Origin of the sequence: Echinicola shivajiensis, from assembly GCF_018642165.1 — a bacterium.
GTDB classification, from domain to species: Bacteria; Bacteroidota; Bacteroidia; order Cytophagales; family Cyclobacteriaceae; genus Echinicola; species Echinicola shivajiensis.
In genome coordinates, this window is the sequence record NZ_JAHHZM010000001.1 from 64,624 (window position 1) to 81,947 (window position 17,324).

Consider the following 17,324-nt stretch of genomic DNA (forward strand, 5'->3'; position numbering starts at 1 on the left):
TAGACTAACCATAAATTTATGTCATAAAAAACCAATTTGAATTTATTTTTAAAAAAATAATGGTACTACTAAAAGATTTTTCTTGGATAACCTCAATACCTTCATATGTTATTGCGATTTGCGCGATGATTGCACTTTATTATAATCGAAGACATTATTTTAAAATTGTAAAACCTTTAATAATTGTTGGATACGGTGATTTTGAGAATTATTTGCTAGTTGAATTAAGGAATTGTGGAGTAGGCCCAGCTAAAATAATCAATACAAGAGTATTTAAAGATGACGATGATGAAATTAAGAATACCCTAATTGATTGGTTACCCAAGAAACTAGATAAAAGTTGTGAATATAAGTATTATGCCTCTCGTTATAAGGACTATTATCTGAGCAGTAATAATTCCTATAAACTGATTGAAATAAAAATCGATGATGAAGTTCAAACTGGAATTGAACAAAGGGAGATAATAAGGGCAATACTTAAAGATTTATACATTATCGTTGATTTTGAAGATATATATGGGAAAAGATTTGAATCTGTGAAAATGAATTTGAAATATTTTGGAAGGACCGATCATGTAAACAATTAAAGATTTTACTTCTATTAATGAGGGATAATTCCCTCATATACCCTCCCCTTTGCCCATTCCCGATGGAGCCTGATCGTCCCGAATCTGTAGCAAATAACCAAGAAACTATGAATGAAAATAAAAATAGGCATATCGGAACTTTCGGTTATTTATAGAATACAGTTTTGTGCTTAGTCTTTTTACCCCATACAGGATATTTTTACCATTAAATAACTTTGTGAAAATCAATTGCATTTTTTCCTTCCCATAATCCTAGTAAATTTCTATTCCATTGAAGACCTTTTAGAGACTGATAACCAATCCCATTTTCTGCAATTAATCCTTTAAATCCAGAAACTCCTAATTATTATTAAACTCCTCATCCTGGGTATTTCATAAACTTTTAAGTTCCTCCATCTTTTTTATGATATTTTTTGAATGACTCAATGCTTCTTTATCTGTAATGGCCTCAAACTTGGATGCAAAATCTGAAAAACTTAAGCTAAAAGCCTTCATTATCAAAAAAATTGTTTTAGTACTTGGTAAAGATTTACAATATAAAATATCAGTAACTGTTGCCTTTCTAACTCCCAATTCACTTGCTAAAGAACTCTCGTTGTACACATTAAGATTATTATTCTTTTTATAGTGCAATTTGTTTTGGTACAAACAATCATAAACAATAAGGCATAATTTCACCTTAATAAGATCAAAATCTTTATTTTCCATAAGGGAATCAAAAAAATCTGCAACAAAATGTGTTACGGTATAGCGTAACACAACTTTTTTTTATATATTGCACACAAGACATTTAAAATATCAATTAAGTTGAAATAGGGTGATTTAACGAGCCTCACTGCTAAACCTGACAGTTTATTCCCGAGTGAGCGTAAGTGAGTTGCCCCACTTTCTTATATTTGCAAATATAAGGGTGGGCACTCCTTATGTCTAATGTTCGGGAGCATTTCTTAATGAAATGCAGGCTTTGTCAGGGCCTTGCGACTTTAGACTATGATAGGGGTTGTCTGCCCTTTGTTTTTAGTATAGAGGCTCATAATGATAAAAAGACATTATGGGTAGCACATCATTTACATATCATTATCCTTTATGCCCTTCCATTAGAAGAGAAGGTTCAGCTGCCTGTATTTTTAATCCAAGTTGTCTAAATAGCCAAAACAGTTGTACGAAGTTTGAGATGCTATTTATTCGCAAACCAAAAAACCCCATCTAAGTCGCAAGATGATAGTACTTAGTAGCAAGACTCGATTTTTGTTTTGATACTGGTACTTATCCTATATATACCGATACCGTGAATAAAAACCACTATCAAACCTATTGTTAAAAGAGTAGTAAACCTGTTCCGATTGCTGATTGAAGGAACAGGATCGATGAAAGTACTTGATACTGAAATCTAGCTACTCGATACTTACAAAAGATCGGTATCCATTTTTAAGCCATCAAGATCAATCCGGTATCTAGTCTAGCTACTTGATACTAAAATCTTGATACTTCACTTCGTTGGCTGCATTCGTTCCGCTCCGGAAGGAACGTCTGGTAGGGCAGCCTGGCCTGGGGCTTTATAAGCACTGGGGTTTAATCAATTTATTATAAATGTAGAAAGAAGGAAGCTAAAGGTCGAAAGACAAAAGCCGAAAGCTTTGGAGTACGTATTGGAAGGCACGAAGTCTAGTTCCTAAGGTATAAGTTTACCCCCTAAATCCCCCTTGAGGGAGGGACAAGCGTAAAGAAAACAGTCGGTGACTGTTTTTAGCGAGTAGCCAGCTTGCAGGGCAAGTGATTTCGGTAATGAAATCGGTTCCTCACCCTATAGGGGGAGGCTAGGAGGGGGTAAAATACGAGATTGCCTCTCCGCCGCGCCTGCCTGGCGTCAGACAAGGCGGATCGCAATGACGGAAATTTGGGCGTTCTCGACTCCGTAAACGAGTCTCCATACTCACGACTCAAGACTAGATACTCCTAAGGAGACTCCTTAGGTGTCCCAACACTTTCTACACAACCGCATATTAAGCATGAAAAAAACAACGTTCACATGCTTCCTGGCATTGCTATGCCTTTTCGGAAGTGAGACATATGGCCAAGTTGCTTCACCTCCTGCCGCGGAAAAGCCGGAAAAAACTCCGGCTTCCGTGGTGGTGTATGGGGAGATAAAGGGTCATCCGCCGGTAGATAGCCTGCGCATCACCGTATGGGACCATTTCTTTAACCAACACATCCACATCCCCAAGGAAAAGAGCGAGGTGATGCGAACAATCCCAGGCAACTTTGTCGAGGGCAGCCATGGCACCGTCACTTTCGAATATTCAATCAAGGAACCTCGGCCCTACCAATGGATTTCAGTACAGGATAGAAGTATCAAGCTGATCGACCGCTTTCTGGTCCGCAATGGGGACAGCGTGCGTTTCAGGATTGACAGGCTTACCGGACAGGCTTTTTTTGGAGGCCCTTCTGCCCCTTACTTTGAGTTACAGCAAATGGTCAGAAATACCCTGGACCAAGCAGCCTTCAACACGCCCCCCTTGATGGTCACCGGTAATTTGGAGCGGACCATGGAGACCTCTCCTATGGACTCCCTATACAGCAAAGCCCTTTCCCGTATATCACCCCTCCATTTGGTCATGGATTTTGTGGAGCGAGGTAATAACGACCTTGACCATGCCAGAACACTGCTGGAAGCTCCTATTTACCAGCATCCGGTATGGGATATAATCAAGCTATTTGAGGAAAAGATAGACAGGGAATTTTTGGAGATCATCCGTGCCGAAACAATGGGAAAACTCTTGGAAAAGCCCATCCGCTTTCTTTCGGAGGTCTACCGCGAAGCCCCCCAAAGTTTCGGGCTTTACGAGGACTTATTGATTCCTATAATGGACAGCATCCCCTTTCCTTATTCCATTCAGGCCAAGGCTCCTAGTATGGTTAAGGCACAACTGGGCTGGCTACGGATAAAAAGCAAGGCTGAGGGCACGAGCTTCCTTACCTTATTGGACCAATGCCCTGCCCCCTTACGTGACCAGCTTTATGCCTACTATTTTTTTGAAAACACCTCCCTGATGGAAGACCCTGCCCCGATCCTACGAAGGGGACTACAGGTGGTGGAAACCCCTTGGATCAGGGATATATTCAAGGAAATACTGGCTGTAAAGGCACAGGGATCCCCCATGCTCCCGGTACCCTTGCTGTCCGCTTCCGGCAATACGGTAAAGTTGGAAAAATACCGTAACAAGACGGTCTTTCTCTATTTCTGGCTCTCGGGCTGCAAGTTCTGCATGGATTTTTACCAGCAAGGACTAAGCGAGGCCATGGCCCATTTCAAAGATGACCCGGACGTGGTCTTTGTGACGGTCAATGGTGACCTTTCACCCAACCGCTGGCTGAAAGCCGTGGAATCGGGAAACTTCTGTGATCCTCAGGGCCACAACTATTATGCACTGCGGCCCAGTCCCCTGTTTGATGATTACCACATCAGCAGCTATCCCTATAAAATGGTCCTTAGCCCGGGATATCGGATCTATAAACCCGCACTTTCGGACAACGATGCGGAAAGCATCATCCAACAGATCGATGCGGCCAAAGCCGTTTTCCCCTCAAGTACCCTTTCAGAATAACCCCAAATAAATTTTACGGCAGCCATACACCTGCCCCATTTTACAACCAAAACCTGACAACTATGAAAAATCTTTTACTTATGCTACTCCTCTGCTCTTACTGTCAATTTACTTTAAGCCAAGAAAAATCCATTCATGTGGTTACCGGTACGGTGTATTCCGATGCGGATGGTAATCCCCTGCCTGGCGCGGTCATCAGTAACGAAAATGGGCATCTCCGCACGGTAAGTGATGCCGAGGGTAGGTTTACGCTCAGCTTACCTTCAGGGCAGACTGTACTGAAAGTAAGCTACCTTGGAATGGACACCCACCAAATGACTTTCCAAGTGCCTACTAATAAGTCATTGAACATCCGGCTTACAGCTGCGGACATGCATCTCGAGGTAGTAGAAGTCGTATCCACCGGATACCAGGAAATCCCCAAAGAAAGGGCAACGGGCTCTTTTGTCCTATTGGACGAAAAATTGCTCAACAGACGTGTGGGCACCAATTTGGTGGACAGGCTAGAGGACATCACACCCGGACTTATATTCAACAGGGGAGTAAACGCTGCCCAGGATCCCATCAGTATACGTGGGCGGGGGACCATATTTGCCAACACCGCTCCACTGATTGTACTGGACGGCTTTCCCTATGACGGCCCATTGGAAAGCATCAACCCAAACGATGTGGAATCCATCTCGGTACTAAAGGATGCAGCTGCTGCTTCCATCTGGGGTGCCCGGGCGGGTAATGGTGTTATCGTCGTGACCACCAAAAACGGAACCCACAACACGGTACCTAAGCTAAGTATCAACACCAACATGACCATCACCGAGGCTCCCGATCCCTTTTACCAGCCCCAGATGGAAATTGGTGCATTCCTCGATATCGAACGTCAACTCTTCGAGGAGGGCTTTTATAACAGCCGGGAAAACAGTTCCAACAAAACCAAACTCTCCCCAATGGTAGAGACCCTGATTGCCCTGCGTGACGGCAGGATCACTTCATCTGAGGCCAATGCACATATTTCACGCTTTCGCACCACCGACTTCAGGCGTGAACTGGAAAACCATTATTACAGCCCATCTCTTGGCCAACAATACAGTATTGGCATTCGTGGCGGGGGCCAGAAAAACACCTATGCCTTATCGGTCGGCTACGACCGGAACAATATGTCTATTGCCCCTAATTACCATGACCGCTGGACCTTAAACGGCAAACAGCACTGGCGATTGCTAGACGACAGACTGGATGTCCTTGCCGGTATTTACCTGAGCAAATCATCGTCCTTCCAAGGCACAACCCTGCCACAGGGCTACGCCTACGAGTCCCTTACCGATGAAAACGGTATCCCTGTACCAGTCACTGGAAGTCTAAGCACTCGCTACATTGCCTCAGTGGCCGGTGACGGGCTATTGGACTGGGAATATGTGCCTTTAGCAGAAAAAGGCTTGCTGGACTATCGTAATGATGCCCTTGATTGGCGTGCCAACCTTGGACTGGACTATAGCCTTGGAGCGGGTTTCTCAGCCAAGCTCAACTACCAATACTGGAACAATTCGGGCATCGACCGGAACATCGATCCACTGGAATCCTTTCACACCCGCGACCAAATCAACAGTTTTACGCAAATGGATGCCAATGGCGTACTCTCCTATCCCCTTCCCATGGGAGATATTCTTTATGAAAGCCGGGAAAGTGTTCATTCCCACACGGTCCGTGGACAAATGGGCTATGAAAACAATTGGAAAGGTGAGCATTTCATCAATGCCATTGCCGGATTTGAGATCAAGTCCCTTGAAGGGCTGAGCTCGGCCAATTATTTCTATGGTTATGATGATGATTTGGGCACTGGACAACCCGTGGACCATCTTACCCGCTGGCCATACTATTACAACCCCGGACGGTCTTCGGCCATCAATGCAGGTATTGGGCATAGCGGACGTACCGACCGTTTTGTTTCTTATTATACCAACATCGGCTACCACTTTCGGCACCGGTATCACTTGACGGCCAGTGCCCGAAAGGACCAGTCCAACATTTTCGGGGTGGATGCCAACCAAAAAGGCTTGCCTTTATGGTCGGTAGGTACCGCCTGGACCATCAGTGAGGAGGATTTTGCCAAAGGATGGGGGATCCCTTACCTGAAACTGCGTGCCACCTACGGCCATAACGGCAATGTGGACAAGAGCCTTTCCTCACTGGTCACCGCACGCTATTTCAACTTTGCCTCTTACGAGGAAATCCCAGGTGCCCGGGGAGCACAGGTCATCAACCCGCCCAATCCCGATCTGAGGTGGGAGAAAATCGTCATTGCCAATATTGCACTAGATATGGAAACCAAAAACGGCAGGTTTGCCGCTACTTTGGAATTTTACAACAAGAAAGGCTCCGACCTGCTTGGCGAGACTACCATTGCCTCTTCCAATGGCATGGACGAGTATACGGGGAATTTCGCCAATACACTGACCAAGGGCCTGGACATTGAGCTTAGGGCCCGACCGCTTGATCGATCGGTAAAATGGCAGGTCACCTGGATCGACAGTTGGATAAACGAAAAGGTCGTAGACTATGAAAATGCCCCCACGGTCAACAACCTATTGGCTGCGGCCCTTGCCGGGGGAACATACCCTATGAGCGGGCGGCCACTATTCGGCATCTATACATACCACTGGGCAGGGCTTGACACGGATACGGGCGACCCCATGGGGATCCTGGACGGGGAGGCCAGCACGGAATACCGCGACATCCAACGTGCCGCTTCCATCGACAACCTCCAATACCATGGCCCTGCAAGGCCTACCCATTTTGGTTCATTGAGAAACGATTTCAGTTGGAAAGGATTCCAGCTATCGGTCAATATGTCCTATCGTTTGGGCTATTATTACAAACGCAGAAGTATCGATTATTTCACCCTCCTTCGAGGGGAAATCGGCCATGGAGATTTTGACAGGCGCTGGCAGCAACCGGGAGACGAGGCCTTTACCCAGGTTCCTTCCCTGCCCTCCTCTACAGATTTCTACCGCCATGATTTCTACTCCAACTCGGGTGTCCTGGTGGAGAAGGGCGACCATATCCGTTTACAAGACATCAGGCTGTCCTATACCTTCGACCGGTCCACCATGCCATGGCTACCTTTTCAACGGGCAGAACTCTACGGCTATGCCAATAATTTGGGAATTATCTGGAAGACAAGTGAAGATGCACTGGATCCTGATTTCAGGACTTCCCGGCCCCTTAAAAGCATAGCCGTAGGGCTCAGGATTGATCTTTAACCTTTTGTAAGGGAAATGGAAGGCAATTAAAAATTGACCTGCGTTTCCACAGGCCTAATTCCTAAAGGCCCCTTACCGCACACTTTCTTCATATGTAAAACATACATTTTTGCAGTAACGGGAAATGTTTCCAGACGGGAAACGGGGGCCTTTTCCAAGTTTCTCTTTGACAAAAACCATAAAAAAATGAAAAATAACTTCACTTATATAAGCATGATCATCATATGCACCGGACTGCTGTTTCAGTCATGTCAGGAATTTTTGGACGACAAGCCTAGCAAGGATATAGTAGTCCCCAAGACTACACAGGACATCGAAGCACTGCTGACCAATTACAGGAGGTTTTGCGTCGATCCCCTGATCACCTTTGTGCTCGGGCCCGATTACGAGACCACTACCGAGCTTTGGGAGGGTCTTGATCCATGGCAGCAAAATGCCTACCTGTGGAAAGCGGATATTTTCGGACCATTGGAAAGTTCAGTGGACTACGGATACCTCTATACCCAGGTCTTTCATGCCAACCTCAGCCTAGACCTCATGGAAGAGGGAATCGATGGAAAGGCCGAGGATATCCGGGAATTACAGGGACTTGCCCATTTCCTCCGCGCCTATGCCCATACCAACCTTGCCCTGCTCCACTTGCCACTTCTCGGCAGCCAATTGGACGACGGCAGCCATGAAATCCCCTTCAAGCTGGTCTCGGATATTTCCGAAAAGGCACATTGGGCCGGCACGGATGAAGTCTATGGACAGATCATCACCGATCTTGAAGCGGCCATAGCACAACTGCCCACTTCGGTCTCGGATCCGATACACGTCAACACCGTTGCTGCCAGGGCGCTCTTGGCGCGGGTATATCTTCTTATGGGCAATTTCGAAGGAGCTGCAGCCCAGGCGGACCTTGCCATTGCCAACGGGCCGGAGCTTTTGGATTACCAAGAGCTCGATCCCGAAATGGATTATCCTTTCGAATTGTTCAACAGGGAGACGCTGTACTATTCCAAGACAGATGGAAAACTTGACATTACTTCTTCCCCTTCCACCCTTATCCCCATGGAACTTTACGGTTCTTACACGGAAGGTGACACGAGAAAAGACCTATTTTTCAGCGCTACCGATGGAGGAAGGCAAAACTTCAGGGGATCCTATACCGGTGGCTATACGCTCTTTACGGGCATTTCCCTCCCCGAAGCCTACCTGATCGCTGCCGAATCCCATATCCGCACGGGGAATATGGAACGGGGACTTTCCGTCCTTGGCCAGTTCATGGAAACGCGATACAGGGAAAACATGGCCCCTACCGTTGATGGCCTTAATGAAGGAGAGGCCCTTGGCCTGGTCTTGGCCGAAAGGAAGCGGGAGCTGGTGTTCAGGGGCAGGAGCTGGGAGGATTTCAAAAGGTCACACAGGGACTTTGGCCAAGAAGCAGAAACCATAAGAACCATCGGAGGAGAAAGCTATGCCCTCTCCTCCAATGAGGACAGAACGATCATTGCCATTCCGGAAATCGAGCTTAAACTGGAAGAGAGGCCTTAAAAAAATCGGGCCGCAAGCAATGCTTACGGCCCAATTAACTGGATCATCTTAGGACAACTTAATCAGCTTCCTCTAGGTCCCCCCTTTTCACAAATACCTTGTCCTCTCCAGGGTTGATTGGTGAACCTGCCCCATGGGCCGCATCGAACAGGCATTCTGCATCCGTCTGCTGGTCACAGGTATAGGTATCCATACCCGGATCCTCATTGGTCACATCATACCATGTGCCCCCTGACTGTCCATATTGACCTATAATGGCAGATGGCTGCGTAAAAGCGAAAGCCATAACCATTGCCAATAGAAATACACCTCCACGTAGGAGATTAATCATTGAATTTTTCATAATTTTATATGATTAAAATGAATAATAAATGCCGGTCGTTTTGGTTTCGTGGACCTTCCGAGAGGGACGGCCGGATTTCTTCCCCCTACCGATGCCAGGCAAGCACTCCCTACCTTCACTGGCCGTTTTTATTTCTTATTAATGCTAGTATGGATTTGCAATCCATACTTACAGATGATGGGCATTTGCAATGCCCAAATCAAATTTCATTACGCCGTTGTCCCCTGTTGTCACCTCAGCTGTGCTGAGGGACTCTTTAAATTTGAGTCTCCGACTCAATTATTCACGGATTACCAAATTGCCTCAAGTCCCACTGATTTTTAATATTCCAATTTCCCAATCCAACAATTCACCAGCCCGGCTGCCGCATGGCAGGTTCGACAATTCCTCAGCTCCCCAGTTCGACAATTTCTCATTCCTCACTCCCCCGATCATACTTAATCAACCAAACCCCTGTTGTCACCTTAGCTGTGCTGAGGGACTCTATAAATTTGAGTCTCCGACTCAATTATTCATGGATTACCAAATTGCCTCAAGTCCCACTCATTTTCAATATTCCAATTTCCCAATCCAACAATTCACCAGCCTGGCTGCCGCAAGGCAGGTTCGACAGTTCCACAGTTCCTCTGTTCCCCTGTTCGACAGTTCGACAATTTCTCATTCCTCACTCCCCCGATCATACTTAATCAGCCAAATCACCATCATCACCAGCACCGAAAGATTAAACACCAAATGCTCCTCCCATCCCAAACTACTCAGTACACCACCGCAACTGCAGGGCACGCGGTCAAAAACATCCCCCATAACCAGACTGATATAGGCAGTAAAAGCAATCATCAGTAAAAAACCCGCCCACATACCTTTTCGCCTAAACTTCGGCAGCAGCACCATGACCGCTATTACCAATTCGATAACGGGAAGCCCATAAAATATCAGCTCCGCCATCCAGTGGGGAAATACCTGGTTATAAAGTGCCCTCATTGTCCCTACCGAATCGTAAACTTTACTTACCGCAGTATAAACAAAGAGCATGGCAACCAACAATGGAATCAGTTCTCGGTATATTTTTATTATCCTTTCCATCTTAGTTATTATCTTCTTAATAATTATATCATCAAACTTGCCCTTGCTGGTCCAGATTTGCAATCTCCCCCCATAAATCATCGACGCTGGGCGGGATTTGAAATCCCGCTCCACATATATCGCGCATTTGAAATGCCCCTTAACCCAAAAATTTAAACAGTTAACCCCTTAAACAATCACTGTTGTCCTGCCAGCTGAGCTGCAGGACTTTATAAATTTGAGTCTCTGACTCCCTATTTCTTACGCTGGGCTGGATTTAGAATCCTGCCCTCCACGCTGGGTGGCATTTGAAATGCCCAACAATTCCAAATACCGTAATAATCAGCTGGTCCAGATTTGCAATCTGTCCCCATAAATCATGGGCATTTAAAATGCCCAACTATTCCTAATACCATCATAAGCTAGCTACAGTGCCGAAAAAATAAAACAGCAAATTCCTGAACACCCTTTTCGAACACACAAACAGCCCAAAAAACTACACCAACCTAAAAATTGAAATCCACACTGAGTAGAATTTCGACAGTTCTACAATTCCTCAGTTCGACAATTCTACAACCCCACAGTTCGACAATCCAACAGTTCCTCATTTTCCCCTCCCCCCTAAACATTGCAATCCCGCCCCATAAATCATGGGAATTTATAACACCTTTAACCTTAAACAGTTAACCTATAAACACACCACATTTCCCCTGCTTGGCTGCCGCAAGCCAGGTTCAACAATTCAACAATCATTCAGTTCAACACTCCCACAGTCAAACCTTCTCCCAACCCCACGTCAAAGCCATACCAAAGCTGGGGCAAAGCTATATCAAAGCTAAGGTAAAGCTGGGGCAAAGCTGGGTTTAGTAATCCTTTTAGACAGTTGTCAAGCTAGAGCCCCCATTATCAACGCTGGTCCAGATTTGTAATCTGGTCCCATAAATAAAGGGCATTTGCAATGCCCCTAACCCCTAAACAATTCAACAGTCCCACAATCCAACAGTTCTACAATCCAACAATCCAACAGCCTGACTGCCGCAAGGCAGGTTCGACAGTAATCCACAATTAAACAGTTAACCTCTTAATCAATTATCAAATCCCCTGTTACCGAATAACATCACTCACGCCAAAAGGCCATTTGTCATACCCAACACCAAACCACAATAAACCTTGATAGCAATTATAAAAAGGTGATGATTCAAGCTCGTCTCCTCTCCAGAATAGTATAAACAGGTGCGGCAGGCCGCCAGAAATGCGGGCCAGCGGTGGCCATGAGGGCAGAAGCTTTATTTCTGGCTTGACTTTTTTGTTACTTTTTGTGTCTAAGACAAAAAGTAAGGGAAATGTCTCCCACTCAGCCACTTTCATCCATATTCAGGCCCAGACCCGATCCCCAATAAACCTTGATTGCAATTATAAAAAGGTGATGATTCAAGCTCATCTCCTCTCCAGAATAGTATAAACAGGTGCGGCAGGCCGCCAGAAATGCGGGCCAGCGGTGGCCATGAGGGCAGAAGCTTTATTTCTGGCTTGACTTTTTTGTTACTTTTTGTGTCTAAGACAAAAAGTAAGGGAAATGTCTCCCACTCAGCCACTTTCATCCATATTCAGGCCCAGACCCGATCCCCAATAAACCTTGATTGCAATTATAAAAAGGTGATGATTCAAGCTCATCTCCTCTCCAGAATAGTATAAACAGGTGCGGCAGGCCGCCAGAAATGCGGGCCAGCGGTGGCCATGAGGGCAGAAGCTTTATTTCTGGCTTGACTTTTTTGTTACTTTTTGTGTCTAAGACAAAAAGTAAGGGAAATGTCTCCGACTCAGCCACTTTCATCCATATTCAGGTCCAGACCCGATCCCCAATAAACCTTGATTGCAATTATAAAAAGGTGATGATTCAAGCTCATCTCCTCTCCAGAATAGTCTAAACAGGTGCGGCAGGCCGCCAGAAATGCGGGCCAGCGGTGGCCATGAGGGCAGAAGCTTTATTTCTGGCTTGACTTTTTTGTTACTTTTTGTGTCTAAGACAAAAAGTAAGGGAAATGTCTCCGACTCAGCCACTTTCATCCATATTCAGGTCCAGACCCGATCCCCAATAAACCTTGATTGCAATTATAAAAAGGTGATGATTCAAGCTCATCTCCTCTCCAGAATAGTCTAAACAGGTGCGGCAGGCCGCCAGAAATGCGGGCCAGCGGTGGCCATGAGGGCAGAAGCTTTATTTCTGGCTTGACTTTTTTGTTACTTTTTGTGTCTAAGACAAAAAGTAAGGGAAATGTCTCCGACTCAGCCACTTTCATCCATATTCGGACACAGACCTGATCCCCCGATCCCCACGCTGGGCGGGATGTGCAACTACGCTGGTCGGGATTTGAAATCCCGACCCATATATAATGGGCATTTGTAATGCCAATTAATCCCTCAATCCAAACCCCATTCATTTACAAAGCTCTATCACTCTTCTACATTTTAATATCATTCATTCCTTAGTTTCCATATTTTCCACATAGTCCACTTTCAGTTTTTTCTCAAAGCTTACCGTCCCAAATTACCTCCATGTTCAACCAAAACCCATATTATTATGGCTAGACAATCAAGTTTTATTAAACTGGAAGGAACCATCGGAGATGTGACCTTCTACAAGGGAAGAAACGGCTACAAGGCCCGTCAAAAAGGAGGCATCTCTAAAGAGCGCATCCTCAAAGATGAAAGTTTCAGGCGTACCAGGGAAAACCTGGCTGAATTTGCCCGTGCCGCTACGGCTTCCAAATTGCTCAAAAGGGCCTTTCAGGAAATCGTCGCAAGGGCCAGAGATCCGAGAACGCACACAAGGGTTTATCGCCAGACACTAAAAGTGCTAAAATCTGACTTGATATCAGATCGTGGAGAGCGAAAGGTAGAAAACGGGGACATCTCCTTGTTCACCGATTTTCAGTTCAGCTCTGCCTCAGTATTCGAATCTCTGGTCTTTGCAGAGCATACCGCTGAGGACAATGGCACCCAGTTGACGGTTACCTTTAACCCTTTTGTGCCGGTCAGGTACTTGGCCAAACCGGATGGGGCCAGTCACTTTAAAATGTTCATGGTGGCAGCAAGTGCCAACTTTGCCGAACAGACCAAACAGTCTGCCATTGTAAGCAGTGCCGAATATCCTATCGGTGAAACGGAGGTCTCGGATTTGGTACTTACTGTGGACAAAAACCAGTTGACTGGGGCAGATCATTTCTATGCGCTGGGTATTGAGTTTCTACAGGAAACCAATGGAAAAACCTACACCCTGAACAATGGGGCACACAATGGGGCGGGTATCATTCTTACCGAAGAAGGAGCATGATACTTCATCTCGAACGTGAATATTGGCCTGGGGGTACCATTGGTACCCTCACCATCGAAGGTTTTAGGATAGGCCGTACATTAGAATGGCCTTGGTACAGAAATGATTCTCAGACTTCCTGTATACCTGAAGGACTCTATCCGCTGGAAAAAGCTTTTGATGCTTCCAAAGGTTGGTACATTAAGGTGAAAAATATCCCTGGCAGGGATGAAGTTTCCATCCTTCCTGCTACGGACATCAAAAAGCTCTCACCAGGGAACATTGCTCCGGTAAATCGTGCAATGGGCGAATGTAAGGGAATAAAGTCAAAGCACCTGTTCGAAAAGCTCAAAGAAATACTTTATCAGGCCATGAGCCAAGAAGAGGTTTTTCTAGAGCTTCGCAGCTCCCCTGACAAGGCCTTGAATTTAGCGCAGTACCAACGGAAAGTGGCATGGATCAGCTGAACATACCTGAAATTTCCGAAACAGTGGTCTCCTTTCTACTTGCGGTGATCACTTACCTGCTAAAGCTATTGGTCCAAGAAATCCGACAGATGAAGCGTGACCAATTGGAACTCCGCGATATGTTCATATGGCTCAAATCTGAGCAGCAAAACATACGAGAGTGGCTGGACTCCCAAATCAAAGCAATAAAAACTGATAAATGATGATGGAGTCTTAATAGGAATGAAAGGCTGTCAGGCTGCGCGGACTTGTCTACCCAGATGGAGCAGAAGCTATCAACAAGCCACTAATTACCTGCCTTTATCAGTAGACAGGGCCCCAGCCTGACTTCTTGCCATCATTCTACTAAACGATTGTAATTTCCCTGAAAACACGTATAGGCACAGAGACACAAAATCATTGGCACAAAGGACATAAAGTACCTAAAACCCAAACCTTGACACCCATCATTAATCGAACATTACAGGTATTATCACCACATATATATCACAAAAAATCATAATTTATTTACATTTTAGAGATTTTGTGTTTATATTTTGCTAAAATCAGGAATATAATCCCTGAACCATATGAAGAAATTATAACCAAATTTTCAACTATGATGTTGACGAATATTCTTTTTTTAATGAATACGGGTCCCCCTATAATGAATTCTTTTTTATCATTTGATTCAAACAGAGTATCCGTATGATTAACCTAAATTATCTTGGTCACTTTTAAGAATACCAGATATAAATACCTATGCAAAAAACTGAGCGTAGTGTGATCTATGCACAGGATATCATGTTTATTACAGGAAGAAGCAAAAGTTATGCTTACGGCCTGCTTTCAAAGATCAAAAATTATTTTAATAAAAATGACCACCAAGTGGTGACCTTTGAGGAATACGCAATATTTCATGGTATCCCAGTAGAAAAAGTAATGGAATATATTCGGTAAAGCTGCACATAAAAATAGCAGGAAGTCATTGCCTTTTCTTCCTGCTCCTATTTACTGGGCCTTTCATTACCCAACCGGAATTTCGATCCGGTATCATAAAATAGCTTTGAACTATTATTGCTTATTATTTTGAGATAGGAAGACGGCTAGAAATGCTGACTCCCCATCTCGACCAGAAAAAACTTCAAAATTTTAAGCGCCAATACCTGTAATCGTTGTTTTGCATTCCCTAAAAATGCTTTGCAAAACTCCATTTTTGGCATTTGTGGCTTCCTTAAATCTTGAAGCTTGAGGATTCCTTTTTCGCTTTTTAATGTCGAATCCCCTGACATCTGCTGTTTTTATCATAGGCGTTCATTTTTCCTGAAAGCTAAATGATCGTAGCTATTTTATAAACCACTAAATCTCAAACAGCTCCATGACATACACAAACAGCCTATTTAACCACATATTCCTGAAAAATATCAAATGGCATTTTCTGGCCTGGACCCTATATATACTATTGGACTTTATATCCTCCGTGATTTTTGGCATGGCCACCTTTCAATGGACCTATATTTTCCTAAACCTGGCATACATCCTTTTCATTTTTTATTCCATACCGCTTATTCTCTGGCTATCATTCTACACTGAAAAAAAGAAAACATGGACAGCCTGTACCATCATCTCCGCTCTGCTGCTATTGAGCAGCATTAAAATACTGATGACAAACTCCCTTACAGCGGTGGAATACAATTGGGGACAATTGCTGATTGCAGAATTTTGGAGACTGCTCTATTTCGGTCTACTCTCCAGCGGATTTTGGTTTATCATTTTCTCCGTCCTTATGAAAAACCAAAAACTGGAAGCCCAAAACGAAACTTTAAAAGCCAAATTGGACTTGGCAAAAGGTCAACTGAGCCCACACTTCTTATTCAATTCCCTCAATGCGTTTAGGGCTGAACTATTCTACCAATCCAGAGACCTGTCTGATTGGATGGTAGAACTTTCCGATTTGGTCAAATATGGTGTTTTGTCCACCGAGAGCAACCTCGCTGAGGAATTGAGCATGATTGAAAACTATATCAACCTGGAACAAAGAAGGCACCAAAACGAATGTGCAATTAAATTATCAAAAAATATAGACCTGAGTCTGGCAAAAAAACTAGTTATTCCCAGAATGGTCCTGCTTACCTTGGTGGAAAACATCTTCAAGCATGGTGAATTGACCGACCATTTCCAGCCCGCCCGATTGGCTTTCAGCCTGAGGAAAAACAGGACATCCCCACACTCCCTGACATTTACCATGCTGATCGAAAACAAAGTCGGTCCATACCATCACCACAGTCTTGGTTCTGGTATAGACCGGATAAAGGAAATCCTGGAATTTCACTTCCCTTCCAAATTCGAATTAATAAGCCATAAAACCTCATCAGATTTCGAACTCTATTTAGCATTGAATTATGACCACACAGAACATTAAAATAGGCTTGGTAGATGATGAAAAACCAGCCTTGGACATACTGAAAAACCTTATCAAGGAAATCCCCTTTACAGAAGTAGTATTTTACACCACCAAGCCCGACCAGGTACTCGAACTATGTGAGATATCCTCCCCTGATATATTGATCATTGATATCCATATGCCAGGGTTTAACGGTATCATCTTATCCAGCATGGTACACGCAAAAAATATCCCAGTAATACTGACAAGTGGACATCCCTTGGATGCACGAGATGCTTTTGAAGTGAACGCCTTGGATTTTTTATCCAAGCCTTTTTTACTCAACAAATTGGCTAAGGCCATATTCAAACTCAAAAATACTCCCGCCCCTACCTCTCCAAGTGATGTAGAACCCGATACCCTACCGGATCATGTATTCGTAAAAGCCAACAAAGGTTATGGATATATTAAAATCAACACCCATGACATCCTTTATATAAAAGCCGCCGGTCATTACGCAGATATCTATACCAAAACCTTTAAATACACCTCAAACCTGGGCATGGATGAACTTTCAAAGATATTGGCCAATTCCTCTATTAAAAGGGTACACAAATCCTACCTGGTGAATTTTGATAATATAGAAAGCCTTTCATCCAGAGAAATAATACTGGCCGAAAAAAATATCAAGATCCCCATAGGAGAAACCTTTTGGGAAAAAGTCCACCTATACACCAAAAGTAAAACCTTATAAAACACCTCCGCTGATCCTCACCAATAAATTTATCCTTA

General features: G+C 44.4%; 15 protein-coding genes. 10 read left to right on the forward strand and 5 right to left on the reverse strand.

Features of this window, described 5'->3' with window-relative positions:
* The first annotated feature begins 59 nt into the window (after window positions 1-59).
* Entirely contained in the window at window positions 60-587 is a 528-nt protein-coding gene (locus KMW37_RS00270) for a hypothetical protein (RefSeq protein ID WP_215222608.1), read from the forward strand.
* Window positions 588-959: 372 nt separating this feature from the next.
* Here KMW37_RS00270 and KMW37_RS00275 read toward each other — a convergent pair whose 3' ends face one another.
* Entirely contained in the window at window positions 960-1,295 is a 336-nt protein-coding gene (locus KMW37_RS00275) for a hypothetical protein (protein ID WP_215222609.1), read from the reverse strand.
* Between the two features lie 1,685 nt (window positions 1,296-2,980).
* On the opposite strand from KMW37_RS00275, the gene KMW37_RS00280 reads away from it, so the two are divergent.
* The 3 genes from KMW37_RS00280 (at window position 2,981) to KMW37_RS00290 (ending at window position 8,985) form a co-directional block, all read left to right on the forward strand.
* The gene (locus tag KMW37_RS00280) at window positions 2,981-4,192 is read left to right on the forward strand and encodes a TlpA family protein disulfide reductase (protein WP_215222610.1); all 1,212 of its coding nucleotides are present in this window, start codon (window positions 2,981-2,983) and stop codon (window positions 4,190-4,192) included.
* A gap of 62 nt (window positions 4,193-4,254) precedes the next feature.
* Window positions 4,255-7,449 (forward strand): SusC/RagA family TonB-linked outer membrane protein, encoded by a 3,195-nt coding sequence (locus KMW37_RS00285; RefSeq protein WP_215222611.1) that lies wholly within the window; start codon window positions 4,255-4,257, stop codon window positions 7,447-7,449.
* Window positions 7,450-7,635: 186 nt separating this feature from the next.
* Window positions 7,636-8,985 (forward strand): RagB/SusD family nutrient uptake outer membrane protein, encoded by a 1,350-nt coding sequence (locus KMW37_RS00290; protein WP_215222612.1) that lies wholly within the window; start codon window positions 7,636-7,638, stop codon window positions 8,983-8,985.
* Window positions 8,986-9,043: 58 nt separating this feature from the next.
* On the opposite strand, the gene KMW37_RS00295 is transcribed toward KMW37_RS00290, so the two are convergent.
* The 3 genes from KMW37_RS00295 to KMW37_RS00305 form a co-directional block, all read right to left on the reverse strand.
* Complete coding sequence (locus tag KMW37_RS00295) at window positions 9,044-9,328, reverse strand: hypothetical protein (protein ID WP_215222613.1); 285 nt, start codon at window positions 9,326-9,328, stop codon at window positions 9,044-9,046.
* Between the two features lie 657 nt (window positions 9,329-9,985).
* Window positions 9,986-10,411, reverse strand: a complete 426-nt coding sequence (locus tag KMW37_RS00300; protein ID WP_215222614.1) for a MauE/DoxX family redox-associated membrane protein — start codon at window positions 10,409-10,411, stop codon at window positions 9,986-9,988.
* A 1,083-nt stretch (window positions 10,412-11,494) separates the two neighbouring features.
* Window positions 11,495-11,758: a hypothetical protein gene (locus KMW37_RS00305; protein WP_215222615.1), complete on the reverse strand. Its 264-nt coding sequence runs from the start codon at window positions 11,756-11,758 to the stop codon at window positions 11,495-11,497.
* A 1,213-nt stretch (window positions 11,759-12,971) separates the two neighbouring features.
* Between KMW37_RS00305 and KMW37_RS00310 the strand changes: the two genes are divergently transcribed.
* The 4 genes from KMW37_RS00310 to KMW37_RS00325 all read left to right on the forward strand — a co-directional run bounded on the left by KMW37_RS00310 (window position 12,972) and on the right by KMW37_RS00325 (window position 15,109).
* Window positions 12,972-13,724, forward strand: coding sequence for a hypothetical protein (locus tag KMW37_RS00310; protein WP_215222616.1), 753 nt, complete (start codon window positions 12,972-12,974; stop codon window positions 13,722-13,724).
* Complete coding sequence (locus KMW37_RS00315) at window positions 13,721-14,170, forward strand: DUF5675 family protein (RefSeq protein ID WP_215222617.1); 450 nt, start codon at window positions 13,721-13,723, stop codon at window positions 14,168-14,170. Before KMW37_RS00310 ends, KMW37_RS00315 begins: the two co-directional genes overlap by 4 nt.
* Entirely contained in the window at window positions 14,158-14,373 is a 216-nt protein-coding gene (locus KMW37_RS00320) for a hypothetical protein (protein ID WP_215222618.1), read from the forward strand. Before KMW37_RS00315 ends, KMW37_RS00320 begins: the two co-directional genes overlap by 13 nt.
* A 538-nt stretch (window positions 14,374-14,911) precedes the next feature.
* On the forward strand, window positions 14,912-15,109 hold the full coding sequence (locus tag KMW37_RS00325) for a hypothetical protein (protein WP_215223440.1): 198 nt from the start codon (window positions 14,912-14,914) through the stop codon (window positions 15,107-15,109).
* Between the two features lie 192 nt (window positions 15,110-15,301).
* Here KMW37_RS00325 and KMW37_RS00330 read toward each other — a convergent pair whose 3' ends face one another.
* Window positions 15,302-15,457: a hypothetical protein gene (locus KMW37_RS00330; protein ID WP_215222619.1), complete on the reverse strand. Its 156-nt coding sequence runs from the start codon at window positions 15,455-15,457 to the stop codon at window positions 15,302-15,304.
* A gap of 70 nt (window positions 15,458-15,527) precedes the next feature.
* Between KMW37_RS00330 and KMW37_RS00335 the strand changes: the two genes are divergently transcribed.
* Together KMW37_RS00335 and KMW37_RS00340 are read left to right on the forward strand one after the other, a co-directional pair.
* Entirely contained in the window at window positions 15,528-16,571 is a 1,044-nt protein-coding gene (locus tag KMW37_RS00335; protein WP_215222620.1) for a histidine kinase, read from the forward strand.
* The gene (locus tag KMW37_RS00340; protein ID WP_215222621.1) at window positions 16,552-17,286 is read left to right on the forward strand and encodes a LytR/AlgR family response regulator transcription factor; all 735 of its coding nucleotides are present in this window, start codon (window positions 16,552-16,554) and stop codon (window positions 17,284-17,286) included. The genes KMW37_RS00335 and KMW37_RS00340 overlap by 20 nt, the downstream gene beginning before the upstream one ends.
* Window positions 17,287-17,324 lie beyond the last annotated feature (38 nt).